Source organism: Burkholderia glumae LMG 2196 = ATCC 33617, from assembly GCF_000960995.1.
Classification (GTDB): domain Bacteria; phylum Pseudomonadota; class Gammaproteobacteria; order Burkholderiales; family Burkholderiaceae; genus Burkholderia; species Burkholderia glumae.
Window position 1 is genome coordinate 63,948 of sequence record NZ_CP009432.1, and the last position, 15,269, is coordinate 79,216.

Here is a 15,269-nt window from a genome sequence, read left to right on the forward strand (position 1 = left end):
CAAGCGGATGCACGATCTGCCGGGCGACAAATCCAGCGAGGTAGACGATCTCAACTGTTTCTCGGAGAGTGGTGCCCGAATGGAACGCACGGACCGCTACTGGCGCCTGCTTAAGCCGGTTGTCTGTTCCGTTGCTCCGTGGACTTCAGATTGCGAAGGTGTGGATCAAGGACATCAGTTGGTCCGAATAAGCAAACGGGAATGCACACGACCGGACAGATAACGCACATTATCGGTCCGTCATCGTTTTTTCTCTAAACTGGCGTTCATGGAAATGCGCGACACCCTCCCCACCGACATGACCGAACTTAGCTTTCCCGACGAAGCCCAACTCGCCGCGCTGCGCGGCTGGTACGCCGGCCTGGACGCGAGGGCTGCCGTGGGCCGTTATCTCGGCGATCGCCGGGAAGCAGGAGCATCGTCGCGCGGCATCCTCGGCGAGATTCGCCAGCGGCTCGTCGCATACGCGCAGACTCGGCACCGCGCCGACCTGGCGGCCGCGTTCGTCGTTCGCCCAACAAGGACATCGGGCGACAGCGTGGCCCGCGCGATCGAAACGCTTCGCAACCTGCCCGTGCCGGCGCCGCTGATCACCGACGCGATCGACCAGTGGCTGTCGCCCCGTATTGTTGGGGCGCTACTCGCGCACGGGATTCGGACGCTCGCCGAGCTGACCGTGCGGATCCCGCGGCGACGCCGGTGGTGGTCCTCAATCTCGGGACTCGGCGTCGCCGGCGCGCGCCGCATCGAGGCGTTCTTTGCTACGCACCCAGCACTGACCGAACGGGCGCGAGCATTGATCATTGCTGCGCCCACCGGCGACATCGTCCCGTGGGAACAGCTGCGCGTGCCACACGAGGTCGACGGTTCGCGCGGCCAGTTTCGCGCACCACTAAACGCTTGCCTGCTGAACGCGTCAAACGACTACGAGGCGATCCAGTCCTGGCTTTCGCTGCACGAGACGGCGGCCACGCAGCGGGCCTATCGGAAGGAGGCAGAGCGTCTGCTCCTTTGGTCAATCGTAGAACGCGGCCGCGCACTGTCGTCGCTCACTACCGATGACGCGATCGCGTACCGTGGCTTCCTGCGGCGACCGACGCCGCGCGAGCGCTGGGTCGGGCCATCGCGGCCACGGCATAGCATCGAGTGGCGGCCGTTCACGGGCCCGCTGTCCGCTCGCTCTGCGGCGTACGCGCTGAACATCTTGTCGGCATTGTTTCGCTGGCTGGTCGAACAACGCTACGTGCTTGCGAATCCGTTCGCCTGCGTCAAGATCAAGAGCCACGCGCAGCGTGCGGGACTAGACGTTTCTCGGGGCTTTTCCGAAAGCGAGTGGGTGCTGATCCGCACGCTCGCCGACGGCCTCGAGTGGTCGTACGGCTGGAGCGCGCCGGCCGCGCAGCGCCTGCGATTCCTGCTGGACTTCGGCTACGCGACTGGCCTGCGCGCGAGCGAGCTGGTCGGCGCGACGCTTGGCGACATCCGCCGCGACGAGCACGGCGATCACTGGCTGCACGTGCTCGGCAAGGGTGGCAAGCTCGGCAAGGTGACGCTGCCGACGCTCGCCCGAACCGCGCTGGATCAATATCTCGTGCAGCGAGGGCAGCCGGTCACGCCGACGCTCTGGAACCCCGTGACGCCGCTTGTCGCGAGTCTCGAGGAGGATGGCGCAGGCATCGAACCCCGGCGCCTCTGGCGCGTGCTTCGCCGGTTTTTCGCGCTGGTGGCCGACGCGATCCAGGACGAACGGCCAGCGACCGCTGAGAAGTTGCGCCGCGCAAGCCCGCACTGGATGCGTCACACGCACGCGTCGCACGCGCTGGCGCGGGGCGCCGAGTTGATCATGGTGCGCGACAACCTGCGCCATGCGTCGATCTCGACGACGTCGACCTATCTGCACAGCGACGAAGTGCAGCGGGCTCGCCAGTTTGATCAGGCGTTCGGAGCCCACAAAGGATAGTCCACCAACAGACCGACAACGCTAAGCTGATAAGGACACTGAATTTCTCCGTGAAATCATCGGGTTAAGGTGTTTTTGGCGAAAATCTCACGAATCCCGGCCGACCCTCAGACCAGATAGCGATACGGCTCGATGCCGTTCGCCTTGCACGTCTCGACGAGGGAGTACAGGTTGGCACTGGCCTGCGCACCGGCGACCGTATCAGAGAACAGCCAGCCCTTGCGGCCGACGACGAACGGCCTTATCGCGTTCTCGCACAGGTTGTTCGAGATCGGCCAGTTGCCGTTCTCGACGTAGCGGACCAGCTTGGGCCACTGTCCGTTCATGTACTGCAATGCCTTGCCGAGCAAACTCGACGGCACGACGCCCGGCAGATGCTCGATTAGCATGCGCTCGATGATGACGAGCACGCGGGCGCTGTACCGGGCGCGCAGCCGTCGCCGACGTTCAGACTCCCACTTCGCGCTGCGCGCCTCGGCCGCGAATAGCTTGCCGATCAGTGCCACGAAGCGTGTGGCCAGCAGATCCGGTGAGCGTGCCGCCTTCGGCACCGACTCCTCGGCCTTGATGAAGCCGCGGCGCACGTGTGCCCAGCATCCGAGATGCACGAGCTGGTGATCGTGGGCGATGCCGTTATAGAGCTCGTAGCCATCCGTCATCAGCGCAGTGCCGGGCTGTACACCGGCATACAGCTTCTGCGCATGTTGAGCACCGCGCCCGGGCGAGTAGGAGAACATCCGCACGGACGGCCCCGAGCCGTTGACCTGCGCCCACAGGTAACTCTTCGTCTGCGGCCTTCGTCCTGGTTCCTTCAGCACCTGGAACGTGGTTTCGTCGCCGTAGATCAAGTTCGATTCGAGCAGCGCGTCGCGCATCAGGTTGATCACCGGCTGCGTGGCCAGACCTACCCGCACCACGCTGGCGGCCAGCGTATTCGACGAGATGTCACCGCCGAAGCGACGCAGCAGTGTGGCCTGACGATACAGCGGCATGCCGTACTGGTACTTGCCGGTGATGATCCACGCCAGCGCGGATTCCGTGAGCAGCCCGCGCGGAATGATGCGCGTCGGCGCCAGCGTGACCTTGATGCCGAGATCGCAGCATGGGCACGCGTACTTGACCCGCTGGTGCTGAACGACGCGCACTTGCTCGGGAATCACGTCGAGCTGTTCGCTCGTTTCCACGCCGATCTCGACGAGGGCCTGGCCGTCATGGGCGCAGAACCGTTCGGACTCGGGCAGCTCGTGCCGCACGACCTCGCGCGGCAGATTCGGATCGAGTGGTTTGCGCCCGCGCTTGCCTCGCGTGTGGGCCGCGACCGATGTACCGGGCATATCCTCGCGCGCGGGCGCGTCGGCAGTCGTCGCCAGCGCCTCGGCTTCGTTGAACAGGCCGAGCTGGTCGGCATGGCGCGCCTCGCTCGAGGCGCCGAACAGTTCGTGCTTGTAGGCCCGCAGTTTCTCTTCGGCCAGATCGCGCTGAGCCGTCACGAGCCGAAGCTCACCGCGCAGCGCATCGCGTTCGGCGAGCAGTGCCTGGTATTCCTCAACACTCGGCATGACGGGGCTGTTCGGCATGGCCAATTAGACCACGCCACCTGCGTGGTGTTCAGCTCATCCGCGCGTAATATCGCTGGGGATGCTTCTGGATCACGGCCAGGTCGATGCCGTCGAGCAGCCAGTGCAACTGCTCGGTGCTGATCGTGATCGTGTCGCCACCGTTCGGCCAGACGAAGCGGTCGGCTTCGAGTCGCTTGAGCAGTAACCAGAAACCGTTGCCGCCCCAGCCGAGGATCTTGACTCGATCACGACGGCGGTTGCCGAAGACGAACAGCGCCGAGGTCATTGAGTTCAGGCGCATCGCCTGTTCGACCAGGATCGACAGCCCGTTGATGCCCATGCGGAAGTCGACCGGATCGCGATGCAGGTAGACCTTCAGCCCTTCGTCGAACCGGAACACGGCAGCCTCCCGAGCATCTGGACGAGCATCGTCAGTTCATCGAAGTTCGCCTGGCTCAGCTCCAAGGAAACGCCGTTTGGTAAGTGCACCTTCAGCGAGGACACCGCAGCCGATTTAGCCGGAGTGGGGGCAGCCGCAGAGGTGACGACCTGCATGAAGGCTGATTCCTCAGGCACGGAAGCCGTCGACAACTCGACGCGAGCCTCTCGTGACGGCTCCGCCGCGGAGCTGGCTATCTCGCCCGCGGCTTGTTCGCGCTGATACTTGGAAATCCACGTCCGAACGAGGTTCGGATTGATGTCGTGCTCCATGGCCGTCCGCGCGATCGACACCCCTGGCTTCAGACACGCCTGTATCAACTCGCGCTTCGCATCCTCGTCGTACTTGCGCCGTCCGTCTCGCTTGCGATCGGCCACCAACCGGCTCTGCAAACCTCCGTGTTGCTCGTTCATGCACACCTGTCCACGCTCATTGAACATGGACACGTAGCCTCGGTGAATCAGCCTCGTCGTGCAATGGCGTCCTTCAAAGAGCGCTTACCTTTCTCGCGCTCCATCAGATACTTCGAAATCCACTTGCGTAGCAGGTTGGCGTTGATCCCGTGCTCCTGCGCCAAGCGAGCCACCGACACGCCCGGGCGTAACGCCGCCTCGACCAATGCGCGTTTGCCCTTCTCGTCGTAGCGGCGACGGCCGTCGCTGTTTTGACGAACCACTCTCAACTCAGAGTCTTTGTCAGCCATAGGTGTCCACCTCCCAAATAGGTGGACACCTATGCTCCTCGCTCAGAGCGCCGTTGGGTAGACGCCGACAATGGACCGCATACAGATGACGCGCCAGGCGATCAGCGCGGCGGCTCCGGTTACAACGCCGCCGAGCACCCGTTGCAGCCATCGCGGGGTCGGCGTGGTGTTGGTGATGGGCGTGCCCACCACGAAGTCGTAGCACTGCTGGGTACCAAGGCCGACGAGACCGAGGCTCACCCCGGTCAGCGCGTGCTCGAGCGTCGAGACGGCGTCGTTCCAATGCAGCGCCGCGCGGATCGCCTGACGCGCGGCCAGCACGTGTCGATCTCCGTGGAGCGCGGCCGAGCGTTCACCGTCCGCCCATAGGAACAGCCACCACGCCAGACTCAATGCCGTGGCGGCCAGCAACAGATGCCAGCCGTGCCGGAGTGCCGCTCGCCAATCCCGCGCGGCGAGTCGCTTCCCGATTCGAGCGAGGCGCGTCGGGGCGTGGCGCGCGGGGGCGACCTCGCGGGCGCCACCGTCGGCGGCGGCGATATCAGGGCCGCGGCTGCGGCGGCCGCGGGCGCTCGGTGGCCGATCGACATGTCTCACGCGCCCGCCTCGCGGCGACCGCGCTCGAGACGTCGTGAGGCGGCCCTGCCTCGCCGGAGGGGGATTGCGCGGCCAGCTCGCGGCGAAAGCGCGCCTCGAGCGCCGGGTCCACCAGCGGGCGCGTTTCTGCCTGCCGGTACGCCTGACGGACGAGGTCGATGGCCAGCTCGAAATGCCTCACGTAGTCGGCCACCAGCGCGGACGGCGCGACGCCGATGTCGCCCCGGATGCGGCTGGCGAGCTGCGCGGCCAGCAGGCCGTAGTGCATCGTCTGGTGCGCTTCCAGTTCATAGAAGCCGGCATGGCGCGTCTGGCCCGCGAAGATTGCCCGGATTCCATCCTGGCTGACCGCGAACGCGACGGGCAGCTCGCGCACGTCGGCCACCAGCTGAATCGGCAGATCCGTCCAGACCGGTTCGGGCTCGAACTCGAATCCCAAGCGCACCTGATCCACGCGCTTGAAGGGGTCACCCTGTCCCACAGCCGCCAAGCCGGTTGCCACTTGGAGGTCCAAGAGATAGGCGCTGGCGCGCTGCGCAAAGGCCTCGAGCGCGCGCGCGACATCGAGTTGCGCATAGGCCTGGCGGTCCCGGAGCGCCGCAGCCTCGCGCAGGCGATCGCGGTGCCGGGTCCACAGCGAGATCCCGTTGTTGACCACGGCGCCGATGACGGCGCTCGAGGCCACCACGACCCACCAGTTCACCGGCTGGACGTCCGCCGCCATACCTGCCCCTTGCTCTCTGACGCCTCACGGCCGCCCGATCGCGGGCGCTTCATGGACGTGGTGTTTGATACGGAAACCGTGGTGTCCCGCATGCTCGCGGGGCGGCCCGGTGACGGGTCGGTGCCGAGGCCGTCGCGCGTCGATCCCGCCGAGGCCCGCGCTGCGCGCCCGCCCGGCGGGGTCTGACGAGAACGGCGTGAAAACAGGGTGAAACACGATTTTTTGCAGATCGCCTGCAACGCCCCGGCTACTCCCCAAATCTGTCACCCAGCGGTGATTGCTCCGCGGCGACCCTTAGGATTGTAGACATCTCGGCGCTTCAGCCATGCAGCTGTTTTTCGAGAAATTGCCGAGGCAGAGGCGATGCGTCCGCTCAATTTTATTCGAAGCGATGCGACCGTTTCGGCGTCAAACTCCCCCTTAGCGAGGACGCCCTGGTCGTCAACAATCTGCTTGAGGCGCCGATTCGGCACATGAATCCCCCTTCCGTTTACTGCGGCACCGGTGATGTGCTTGAATTGGCCTCGACCAAAGCTCTTATCTTTATGAGTTTCTAGACCCCGTAAGCGAAGTTTGTGCTTCACTTGGCGAAGGAGCGCGAGAGACGCGTGAGCACCGGAGAACGCCATATCGTCCACATATACGGTCATGACGACGCCGCGCTCGACAACTAATTCATGAATTTTGTCAAACGTTTGATGATGAGCCCAATACGATAGCAACGGACTGAGCGGGCTCCCGGTCGGAAGATGCCCGTCTGTAGTGCACAGATTGGCGAGCTTTCGGGCTAGATTAGGGGCCATATTGAGGCTATCGGAAAAGAACTCCTCGACTTGCTTCGTGCTCGTGGCTTCATAAAACGACTTCATGTCGGTGGTAACACAAGGCCCATGGGACACATGCTGCGAAGCATTGGTGATCGATGACCGTTTTCGCGTTGCAGAATGCAAAAATTCGGGGCGGATTACGCGGTCGAGCAACTCGCAGATCCGATAGTGCAGCCTCTCTGTCGTCCCTCTCGGGTCTTGGATATCGCGAGGTTTCTCAGGTCGCGATCTGTCCACCCAAGTCGCAAATTCTGGCGCCTGGGCACTTTGCCGAAGCGCTTTATTCGTGGTTTGCAAGAGATCCGTCAGCACGCTTAGCTGCCGAACTCCATACAGAGCACACCGACTGAGCTCGTAGCGACACGATTGGTTGGCCCTCAGGCGCCGTTTAAGCGCCGATCTTTTCTTGTTCATCAATCCAAGAAAGCACTTTTAGAATTTTGGAGGCTGCTTGCACCCTCAGGCGGTCGGCCCGACGCTCGGGCGAGATTTGTTCGGAAAAAAGCAACAATGACGAGACTGGAATGCCAAAAACGGCGGCATATTTCTCCAGCAAATCGATGGTGATCGAGTCTTTCTTGACTCCTGTTTCGATTTCAGACAGATACGAATTGGAAATGCCGAGCCGAGCGGCAAGATCCTTCTGAGTCATGCCGTGATATCTGCGCAGGAGCTTCAGCGCTTGGAAAAGCATGGTGCGCTCCTTAAGCTAAGTTGGTTCTGAGGTTGGCCGGGGCCAACGTCGCCGCTCATGACTTGTCGCCTAAATTCAAGATCGTGGTAACGAGCTTGAGAAGTGCGATTGCGAACCGGATGGTGTCCGGTCGCACAAGCCATGACCAACGCGGACGCTTCGTTGGTCGTCGTTCGTGAGTAGCCCTATTCTTGTGCATAGAATTCTCCTGGTTGCTCGTATCAAGCAAATGCCTGACACGCTCCAGTACGCAACCTTGGAGGAAGAGCAAACGACGATTTTGTCCCCGGCACCTAGAACTGTGGTGCCGCTTCCAGGCGGCACCACAGCCATCGCGTCCCGCCGTGCCGATCGCATCGGCCATGCGCTCCGCGATGTGTCAGAGGGTTTCCCCTCCACAGCCCTAAGGCCAGCATTACGACTGGAGTTAGCTTCCGTCACTACTCGGAACTGAGTGTATCAGATGTTCCGTATTCGACAACCAAAATTTCGCTGACAGCGAAATTTATGTCCGTATGACGCTACCGAGCACGCGGGGGAAACCCGCTTGGGAAAAGGGCTTGCCCGATTCCAAACGAGGAAGGGCGACGATCGGCGCAACTTTAGTTGTGTGAGCGGGTTTGACCAGGCGCGGCAACGCCGGCGCCGAGCTTTAACCCTGATAACTCGTATTATCTGGGGCGGCCGTTAATACGACGGTGATCGATTGCACACCGCCGCCTGGCCGGGTTCGCTGACGACAACCTTGTGCGGCCCAATCCAGTTTGTCAGCCGAAGCCGGTACAGCCGGACCAGCGCGTCGCAGATCGTCCCACTGCGATAGACGAAGCCTCGGCGCCGGCCTCTCGCCGTCATTCGCGGACGTGTCGTCTCCCGCCCCTCAATTCACGACAACGATCCGCATCGGTGGGTCGCCAGGCAAAACGAACTCCTCCTGGCGGCCCAAGCGCACATCGCGCATCAGTTGCTCCAGCTGCGCAATATGGACGAGCGTTCCCGCGGCGACACTCTCGCCCTCCGGGGCGAGTAAGCGCCGCCGATTGAGAATCATGGCCACAGCGCTTTGTCGCGAAAGGAAGTAAGAAGCCATAGGAGAGACACGGGGACAGACGATGAGTTAGCGATGGCGGTCACCGACCGCTCGCCCACGACCTCAGCATCCGACTTCGCCGCCTAGACGTGTGGCCGAGCAACGACCGGGCCGTGTCGGTGGGCAACTCATTGGACCATCACCAGCGCGATAGTTCGCCATTGACCAAGGCCTGCGCCGCGCCGGCCGGAGCGCCTCGGCGCGATGCGCAACGTGAGCTCGACGCGCACCGCGCGCGAGGGCGGCCGATCAGGCGGCCCGACGTCGAGATCTCCCTCCGCCTCGTGCACCGCAGCGGGTGCCGCGCCGGCGCCATCGAGCGCGGCATTGAAGAACGCGTCGACGGTCTGGTACTGGCGCGCGGCATCGCCCTCCGCCTAGTGGGTGCGCGGTTGAGGCCGGCCGAGCTGTCGAGCGTGGCGGGCACGCGCAGCGCCTCGAGCGGCGCCCACGCACGCGATTGGCTGCAGCGCCGCGTCCGCCGGGCGCGAGCTGCCGGCGTGGCACGAGGGCGAGCCGCGACAAATAGCCGAGCGTGCCGGCGTGCTGGTCGATGAAATCGGTGACGCGCCGCGCGCCGATCTCAGGGCGCCACAGTGAATTCGACGGGTGCGGCAACGCGTGCGAATTGAAGCGTTAGCCCACGTATTCGACAGAATAGGTGCCGCCGACAAAACGAGCCAATTCGACAGCCAGCTGCTGCCCTTCTTGGTGGAATTCCTCCCGGGGAAACTGATCGGGGGTTTCCGGTAAATACTCATCGTACCAATCGATCCATCGGTCGAACCGCTCGGACAAGGTGTCCGGCAGACCAAGATAATCGTGCGTGACCATGCTGACCGCACCGTGGCCTGCTTGGCTCCCCATCTGAGGGAACCAAATTCCGCTACTGCCCCACTCCGGCCAAACCCACAATCGTCTCCGGTCGTATTCGATGGATGCTGCCATATCATCTCCAATCTCGCTTCAAGCCAAGACTCTTGCCACCGAACGCTAAACACAAAGGTTTCGATCAGAGGATGAGGGCTGGGCGGTCATTTATAGCCGTCAGCGTACACAGCCTGAGGCCGCGTGTCATGAGTTGCCTGGCTGTTGCCGCGCGCTTGCCATCCCGGCGTGGAACTTCGCCGCCTCGATGCGCTGTCGGCGCTGCTCGGCCGTGACGTAGACGGACGTGGTCTGCAACGACGCATGGCCGAGCAACTGCTGGACGACGTCGAGCGTCATGCCGCTGGCCACCGACTGCGTGCCGAAGGTGTGCCGCAGACTATGCGGGCTCGTGCGCGCGAGCTGACGGCGCTCCGGCTCGCTCAGATCGCCCATTGTCGCCTGCAGGCGCTTGAGCACCCACGCGACCAGGGTCGCCGCGCCGCGCACCGAATAGCCTGCCGCGTCGGCACTCGCCTTATCCGATTCAAACTTCGTTTGCGCCCGCAGCGTCCTTGGGATCACCAGCGGCGCGAGCAAGGCGCCGGCGGCCTGGTCACTGTCGAACTGGCGGCCGCGGTCGGCCCAATGCGCGCGCAGCGCGGCCACGCACGCGTCCGAGACCGCGACAAACCGCTCCTTCCTGCCCTTGCCGATCACCTGCAACCACCAGGTGGCCGGCACCTCGCCGTCGCCGGGTAGCCAGGCCAGCTGCTCGCGGCTCGCCGCGGCCGCCTCCGACACGCGCAGGCCGGAGTCCCCCATCAGGAGCAACAGTGCCTGAGCCGCACGCCAGCGGGCGGCCTCGGGTGACGGGCTCTCGCTCCAGCTGGCGATCTCGGCCCGAACACGGGTCCACAGATCGAGCGGCAGCGCCCGGTCGACACGCAGCAGCGCCGCGCGCTTGACGGGCCGTGGATCGGTCACGGCCGCCCAGGGGTTGCCCGCCAGGTAGCGAATGCGCACCAGCCAGTCGAAGGCCGCCCGGATCGTGCGGATCGCGTACCGCTGGCTGTCGAGCGACATCGGCGCGTCGCTGAACGGGCGCCAGCGGCGCGAGCCGCGCGCGGCACGTGGCCCGCAGAAGGCGGCCGACGGGCTCGCCAGAAACGCTTTGTAAGCTTCGCAGTCCTCGACCCTCAGCGACGACAGCGCGGTGCCGCGCTCGACCACGCACCAGAGCAGCAGGCGTTCGAGCTCGCGGCGGTAGCTGCGCAGCGTATTGGGCGCATCGGTGTAGCGGTTCAAGTAGGCCGCGATCGCATCCAGGTCGTGGTTCGCCCGCACGAACGAAAACTCGGTGTGTCGGTTCACGCCCCGCTCGCCCGACATCTCGGGCGGGATGGCGATGCGCTCGAGCGGCACCAGCTGCCCGCGCGAGGGTGCGAGTACCTCGGCGGACGGGGCGAGCGGATTGGCGGCCTCGACGTCACGGTCGACCGTGGCGCCGATCGTCTCGGCATGCCGGCGCAGCCACGCCACCAGCACGCGGGCGCGCGTGAGGCCGATACGCGGCACCGATCGCCACCAGCTGCCGCCGCGGCGATTGCAATAGGCGACCAGCTCGGCGAGCGTCCGGATGCCCTCCCCGGCCAGCCGCTCGGCCACGAGCGGCCGAAACCAGCGGCCGATCTCGTGCTCGCCGGCGGGCTTGGCAGCGGCCCAGGCGCCGGCGGCCTGTTCGATCATGTGCAGCGACACGGACGTCAGCCGCGGTTCGCCGTACTTGCGGATGCTCTCCTGCAGGTACTGCTTGAGCACGCTCGAGCCCTCGCGCAGCGCGAGCGCGACCAGGTCGTCGCGCATCGTGCGCAGCAGCGCGTCGAGCTCGTGCGGGGCGTCCACGTAGGGCGTCGTCTCCCGGTCGAAATAGAGCCGCGCGATGGTCGCCGTCGGCAAGCCTTTTACACGCGCACGCAGGGCCGTGAACTCGGTCCGGCTGTAGGTGCGCGGCGCCGGCAGCTCGAGTTGCTGGACGCGGTTCGTCATGAGCGCTTGGCCATCTCTCGAAACTTGCGCTGCCACTCGGCGGGCGACAGGCGCCCGAGGGCCTCGAGCGCGATGGCGCGCGCCTCGTCGACCGAATCCCCACGAAGCCCGGCGATCGACCAGCCGGTGGCGGCGTCCGCGACGTCGTAGCGCGACGCTTGCATCACGCCGAGCAGCGGCGCGCGGTGGATCGCGAACACGCGGCCCCGACACTCGAACGGAATGCCGATGTGTTCCACGCGCAGGCCACCGGCCAGGCGCAGGTGGAAGACGATGCCGCCCGCCTCGATGCGCGGCGCGTACCGATCCGCGTGCCGGGAAGCCGCGGCGCCGAGCGGCTGATCGTTCGCCGGCGAAGACAGGGGGTTCGATGTCATGGTCGTGGCTCGTGGGTGGGTGTCGTGGCCGTCCTCACGGATTCGGCTCCGTGCGGCCTGCGCGTCGCGTCCACCGTGCGCGGCGCGCATCGGCCGAGTCACGCTGCAGCGTCACGGTGCCTGGCCAGCGGGCCACTGCGGCGCGGATGTCGGCCTCGAAATCCACCGATGGGCCGCCGCGCGCGAGCTCCACTAACTCGAAGTCGCCCAGGCGCTGCAGGCCCACGCGCATCAGGCGCCACGTGCGATCGTCATACACATCGACCTGGAAGGTGTTCAGGCCGATACCCCAGACCGTGACGCGCCACGTCTCAGCGATGCGGGCCTTCGGAGTCGGGGAGGACGATGTCATGGTGTGCCTCGGCAAATCGGGGAGTCCTCGCTGTCGGTCCGATCGGTGACGTTGCGCATGGCTTAACTCGTCGGCGCCAGCACGGTCAGACCGGGCAGGTCCGCGAAGTCCGCGACGTTCAGGGTCATCAGCGCGTAGCCGTGTTCGATGGCCTGCGCCGCGATCCACAGATCGTTGTAGCGCGGGCGCGGCGAGCGGCCCGCCTGCTTGACCGCGGCGGCCAGCACGCCGAAGGCTGCGGCCGTATGGCGGTTGACGTCGAGCACGGGTCGGCCCTCGAGCTGGCGCAGGTGTGCGGCACGCCGGGCACGCTCGGCCGGATCGGGGCAGGCCTGCACGCCGAACGCCAGTTCGCCGAGCGAGATAGTGGAGATGAACACCGGCGCCTCGCCAGCCGCGGCGATGACGGTGTGCTTGGCCAGCGTGCCGCCCGCCAGCGCTACCCACACGCAGCTGTCGAGAATCACGCCCACGGATCACGCACCTCGTCCTCGAAGCCGTTGCGGCTGTCCTGTAGCCAGCGCGCAGCTGTCTCGGCGTCCAGGCTCGTTGGCAGGCCCTCCAGGGCTTGCGCCGCGGTCATGACGGGTTCGGCCGGCACCAGGCGCGCGATGACGGTCTGATTGCGTTCGACCACGACGGTCTCGCGGCGCAGCGCGACCTGGTCGAGGATCTGGCGGGTGTGGCGGGCCAGCTCGGTGGCGGTGATGGTGGGCATGGCGGCTCCTGGTAACGAATACGTATTATACGCAATCCGCGCATCCGAACAGGGCAAACCTGGCACGTAATTCAGCCCTACGGCATTTTAGTGCATTAAACGCAATGCCGATAATACGAGCTAACGGCATTGAAACAACTGTACCTTCTTACACCATCGCAAACTTGGACCACCCAAAACCCTACCAACAGGCTTCCATGATTTCGCATGCCAATACGCCAGCGTCGCATTCCGTCACAGTAGGGCGGGGCAAACCAGAAACTCACAAGCAAAAAAATGGGCTACCTTAGGTAGCCCAGAAGCCAATGGGAAGTCGGCTTCAAAAAACTTCCATGCTCAGCAAATAATGTACTCACCACTCCGAAAACGGACAAGCCTCCGCAGAGAAATTTCTTTTATTCGGTGACTGATCCATCCCATATTTTTAGAATGCGAAATACATTCTAGCCAATGCAAATTTGGCTGGAGCAGCATACGCACAAACATGCTTGGCGACATCACCCCATCGCCTCCTTATTCGCCCCTAGCACCGCATTAACGTTCACGGTGCACCCACAAATCGGACGCAGCCTAACGCGCCGACCCTGTCTTTATAAAATCGCTTATGAACGGAGTCCCGGAACTTCAACCATTGATCACCAGTATCAATCAGGGTGGTACTTTTCATGCCATCTTGCATACCATACGACACATAAAATCAAAAAAACACAACGATAAAATTAATAATTCAATTTGATATAAATCAAATTTCATTGACCGCGTATTTTGGCGACCGTGATCAGCGATTTCGGTTAAACGTGATCAATGGTTTAGAGCCGCTAACATAACCTAGACATGACGTAGCAGAAGCCTTATCGTCTGCGACATGGCAAGACGCAAAATCAGCAACGAGTTGTGGGTGGAACTGGAACCGCTGATTCCGGAATTCACCCCATCGCCCAAGGGCGGACGGCGGCGCACGGTCGATGACCGAGCTGCACTCAACGGCATCCTGTATGTGTGAACCGCACCGAATTTTGTGGAGGCTCGGATTCTTGAGAGAATGGAGCCATGAACAAGAAGGCAACCAAGTTTTCCCCGGAAGTCCGGGGGCGCGCAGTGCGTCTGGTACGTGAGCAGCGTAGCGAACATCCGTCGATGTGGGCGGCGGTCGAATCGATTGCGCCGATGATCGGCTGTACGCCGCAGACGCTGCTGGATTGGGTCAAGCGCGAGGAGATCGATCGTGGGGAACGTGATGGCGTGAGCACGGCCGAGCGTGAACGCATCAAGGCCCTGGAGCGTGAGGTCAAGGAACTGCGCCGTACCAACGAGATTCTCAAGCTGGCGAGCGCGTTTTTCGCCCAGGCGGAGCTCGACCGCCGATTCAAGTCCTGAAAGCCTTCGTTGATCAGCATCGCGACACCTTCGGGGTCGAGCCGATCTGCAAGGTCTTGCGGATTGCCCCGTCGGGCTACCGACGCCATGCTGCGCGGCTTCGTGATCCGTCCAAACGCTGCGCTCGTGCCAAACGCGATGAGGTCCTGCAACCCGAGATCAAGCGTGTCTGGCAGGCCAACATGCAGGTCTACGGTGTGCCGAAGGTCTGGAAGCAGATGAACCGGGAGGGCATTGTGGTCGCACGCTGCACGGTCGGGCGGCTGATGAAGCTGCAGGGCTTGCGTGGCGCAGTTCGCGGCAAGCGGGTTCGCACGACGAATCCCGATACGAGCGCTGCGCGCCCGCTGGACCGGGTCAACCGGCAGTTCAAGGCTGAGCGCCCAAATCAGCTTTGGGTGTCTGACTTCACCTATGTCTCGACATGGCAGGGTTGGCTGTACGTGGCGTTCGTGATCGACGTGTTTGCCCGTCGCATCGTCGGTTGGCGCGTCAGTTCGTCGATGAGCACGGACTTCGTTCTGGATGCGCTCGAACAGGCGCTGTACGCGCGCCAACCGGGCGACGATGGGACCTTGATACACCACTCCGATAGGGGGGCTCAATACGTCAGCATTCGGTACAGCGAACGTTTGGCCGAGGCGGGTATCGAGCCGTCCGTCGGCAGCCGTGGCGACAGCTACGATAACGCGCTGGCTGAAACGATCAACGGTCTCTACAAGACTGAACTGATTCATCGGCGCGCCCCTTGGAAAACGAGGGAATCCGTCGAACTGGCAACGCTGGAATGGGTCGCCTGGTACAACCATCATCGGCTGATGGAACCGCTCGGCTATATCCCGCCTGCCGAAGCTGAGGCAAACTACTACAGGCAACTCAGAAATGCTGCTGAAGTGCCTGCATTAACTTAAACCAACCGGCCTCCACGATTCCCGG

17 protein-coding genes, 1 pseudogene and 1 other annotated feature are annotated in these 15,269 nt (G+C 63.7%); of the genes and pseudogenes, 3 read left to right on the forward strand and 15 right to left on the reverse strand.

Annotated features, from left to right (window positions below; genetic code table 11):
- Positions 1-268 precede the first annotated feature (268 nt).
- A complete protein-coding gene (locus KS03_RS00350; RefSeq protein ID WP_012732760.1) occupies positions 269-1,960 on the forward strand; it encodes a phage integrase family protein in 1,692 nt (563 codons plus the stop codon).
- 107 nt (positions 1,961-2,067) lie between these two features.
- On the opposite strand, the gene tnpC is transcribed toward KS03_RS00350, so the two are convergent.
- The 15 genes from tnpC to KS03_RS00420 all read right to left on the reverse strand — a co-directional run bounded on the left by tnpC (position 2,068) and on the right by KS03_RS00420 (position 12,956).
- Positions 2,068-3,537 carry an IS66 family transposase gene (gene tnpC / locus KS03_RS00355; RefSeq protein WP_088499482.1) on the reverse strand — a complete coding sequence of 490 codons (1,470 nt, stop codon included), beginning with the start codon at positions 3,535-3,537 and terminating at the stop codon, positions 2,068-2,070.
- 31 nt (positions 3,538-3,568) lie between these two features.
- Positions 3,569-3,919 carry an IS66 family insertion sequence element accessory protein TnpB gene (tnpB, locus tag KS03_RS00360; protein ID WP_012732753.1) on the reverse strand — a complete coding sequence of 117 codons (351 nt, stop codon included), beginning with the start codon at positions 3,917-3,919 and terminating at the stop codon, positions 3,569-3,571.
- Entirely contained in the window at positions 3,895-4,371 is a 477-nt protein-coding gene (gene tnpA / locus KS03_RS00365; RefSeq protein WP_012734051.1) for an IS66-like element accessory protein TnpA, read from the reverse strand. Before tnpA ends, tnpB begins: the two co-directional genes overlap by 25 nt.
- 47 nt (positions 4,372-4,418) lie before the next feature.
- Positions 4,419-4,661 (reverse strand): transposase, encoded by a 243-nt coding sequence (locus tag KS03_RS00370; protein ID WP_017433970.1) that lies wholly within the window; start codon positions 4,659-4,661, stop codon positions 4,419-4,421.
- Positions 4,662-4,703: 42 nt separating this feature from the next.
- Positions 4,704-5,072, reverse strand: a complete 369-nt coding sequence (locus KS03_RS00375) for a hypothetical protein (protein ID WP_045678674.1) — start codon at positions 5,070-5,072, stop codon at positions 4,704-4,706.
- A 130-nt stretch (positions 5,073-5,202) separates the two neighbouring features.
- Positions 5,203-5,982 carry a hypothetical protein gene (locus KS03_RS00380; RefSeq protein WP_043308431.1) on the reverse strand — a complete coding sequence of 260 codons (780 nt, stop codon included), beginning with the start codon at positions 5,980-5,982 and terminating at the stop codon, positions 5,203-5,205.
- Positions 5,983-6,245: 263 nt separating this feature from the next.
- Positions 6,246-6,851 (reverse strand): RNA-dependent RNA polymerase family protein, encoded by a 606-nt coding sequence (locus tag KS03_RS31930; protein ID WP_158335139.1) that lies wholly within the window; start codon positions 6,849-6,851, stop codon positions 6,246-6,248.
- A 346-nt stretch (positions 6,852-7,197) separates the two neighbouring features.
- Positions 7,198-7,503, reverse strand: coding sequence for a helix-turn-helix domain-containing protein (locus tag KS03_RS00385; RefSeq protein WP_012734095.1), 306 nt, complete (start codon positions 7,501-7,503; stop codon positions 7,198-7,200).
- Positions 7,504-8,383: 880 nt separating this feature from the next.
- Positions 8,384-8,593: a hypothetical protein gene (locus KS03_RS00390; protein ID WP_042968082.1), complete on the reverse strand. Its 210-nt coding sequence runs from the start codon at positions 8,591-8,593 to the stop codon at positions 8,384-8,386.
- Positions 8,594-9,229: 636 nt separating this feature from the next.
- Positions 9,230-9,541, reverse strand: coding sequence for a hypothetical protein (locus tag KS03_RS00395; protein WP_127913983.1), 312 nt, complete (start codon positions 9,539-9,541; stop codon positions 9,230-9,232).
- Positions 9,542-9,667: 126 nt separating this feature from the next.
- Positions 9,668-11,509 carry a site-specific integrase gene (locus KS03_RS00400; protein ID WP_012734094.1) on the reverse strand — a complete coding sequence of 614 codons (1,842 nt, stop codon included), beginning with the start codon at positions 11,507-11,509 and terminating at the stop codon, positions 9,668-9,670.
- Complete coding sequence (locus KS03_RS00405; RefSeq protein WP_012734093.1) at positions 11,506-11,886, reverse strand: hypothetical protein; 381 nt, start codon at positions 11,884-11,886, stop codon at positions 11,506-11,508. Before KS03_RS00405 ends, KS03_RS00400 begins: the two co-directional genes overlap by 4 nt.
- Positions 11,887-11,920: 34 nt before the next feature.
- Positions 11,921-12,238, reverse strand: a complete 318-nt coding sequence (locus KS03_RS00410) for a hypothetical protein (protein ID WP_017433735.1) — start codon at positions 12,236-12,238, stop codon at positions 11,921-11,923.
- A gap of 62 nt (positions 12,239-12,300) precedes the next feature.
- Positions 12,301-12,711 (reverse strand): type II toxin-antitoxin system VapC family toxin, encoded by a 411-nt coding sequence (locus KS03_RS00415; RefSeq protein ID WP_039203971.1) that lies wholly within the window; start codon positions 12,709-12,711, stop codon positions 12,301-12,303.
- Positions 12,702-12,956 (reverse strand): type II toxin-antitoxin system Phd/YefM family antitoxin, encoded by a 255-nt coding sequence (locus KS03_RS00420; RefSeq protein ID WP_012734091.1) that lies wholly within the window; start codon positions 12,954-12,956, stop codon positions 12,702-12,704. Before KS03_RS00420 ends, KS03_RS00415 begins: the two co-directional genes overlap by 10 nt.
- Before the next feature lie 865 nt (positions 12,957-13,821).
- Here KS03_RS00420 and KS03_RS29130 point away from each other — a divergent pair.
- Positions 13,822-13,956: pseudogene (locus KS03_RS29130) on the forward strand (transposase); the annotation flags it as partial.
- Positions 13,957-14,006: 50 nt separating this feature from the next.
- A protein-coding gene (locus KS03_RS00430) for an IS3-like element IS1416 family transposase (RefSeq protein ID WP_085962428.1) occupies positions 14,007-15,244 on the forward strand; the annotation gives its coding sequence in 2 pieces (ribosomal slippage) (positions 14,007-14,298 and positions 14,298-15,244; 1,239 coding nt in all).
- Positions 14,288-14,404 (forward strand) — a sequence feature (AL1L pseudoknot). Its footprint overlaps the gene before it by 117 nt.
- Positions 15,245-15,269: the final 25 nt, after the last annotated feature.

Bases quoted from the DNA above. Each gene is read 5' to 3' on its own strand.
- KS03_RS00350 (WP_012732760.1), top strand. From the start codon at position 269: ATGGAAATGCGCGACACCCTCCCCACCGACATGACCGAACTTAGCTTT.
- tnpC (WP_088499482.1), bottom strand. From the start codon at position 3,537: ATGCCGAACAGCCCCGTCATGCCGAGTGTTGAGGAATACCAGGCACTG.
- tnpA (WP_012734051.1), bottom strand. From the start codon at position 4,371: ATGAACGAGCAACACGGAGGTTTGCAGAGCCGGTTGGTGGCCGATCGC.
- KS03_RS00370 (WP_017433970.1), bottom strand. From the start codon at position 4,661: ATGGCTGACAAAGACTCTGAGTTGAGAGTGGTTCGTCAAAACAGCGAC.
- KS03_RS00380 (WP_043308431.1), bottom strand. From the start codon at position 5,982: ATGGCGGCGGACGTCCAGCCGGTGAACTGGTGGGTCGTGGTGGCCTCG.
- KS03_RS31930 (WP_158335139.1), bottom strand. From the start codon at position 6,851: ATGAAGTCGTTTTATGAAGCCACGAGCACGAAGCAAGTCGAGGAGTTC.
- KS03_RS00385 (WP_012734095.1), bottom strand. From the start codon at position 7,503: ATGCTTTTCCAAGCGCTGAAGCTCCTGCGCAGATATCACGGCATGACT.
- KS03_RS00390 (WP_042968082.1), bottom strand. From the start codon at position 8,593: ATGGCTTCTTACTTCCTTTCGCGACAAAGCGCTGTGGCCATGATTCTC.
- KS03_RS00395 (WP_127913983.1), bottom strand. From the start codon at position 9,541: ATGGCAGCATCCATCGAATACGACCGGAGACGATTGTGGGTTTGGCCG.
- KS03_RS00400 (WP_012734094.1), bottom strand. From the start codon at position 11,509: ATGACGAACCGCGTCCAGCAACTCGAGCTGCCGGCGCCGCGCACCTAC.
- KS03_RS00405 (WP_012734093.1), bottom strand. From the start codon at position 11,886: ATGACATCGAACCCCCTGTCTTCGCCGGCGAACGATCAGCCGCTCGGC.
- KS03_RS00410 (WP_017433735.1), bottom strand. From the start codon at position 12,238: ATGACATCGTCCTCCCCGACTCCGAAGGCCCGCATCGCTGAGACGTGG.
- KS03_RS00420 (WP_012734091.1), bottom strand. From the start codon at position 12,956: ATGCCCACCATCACCGCCACCGAGCTGGCCCGCCACACCCGCCAGATC.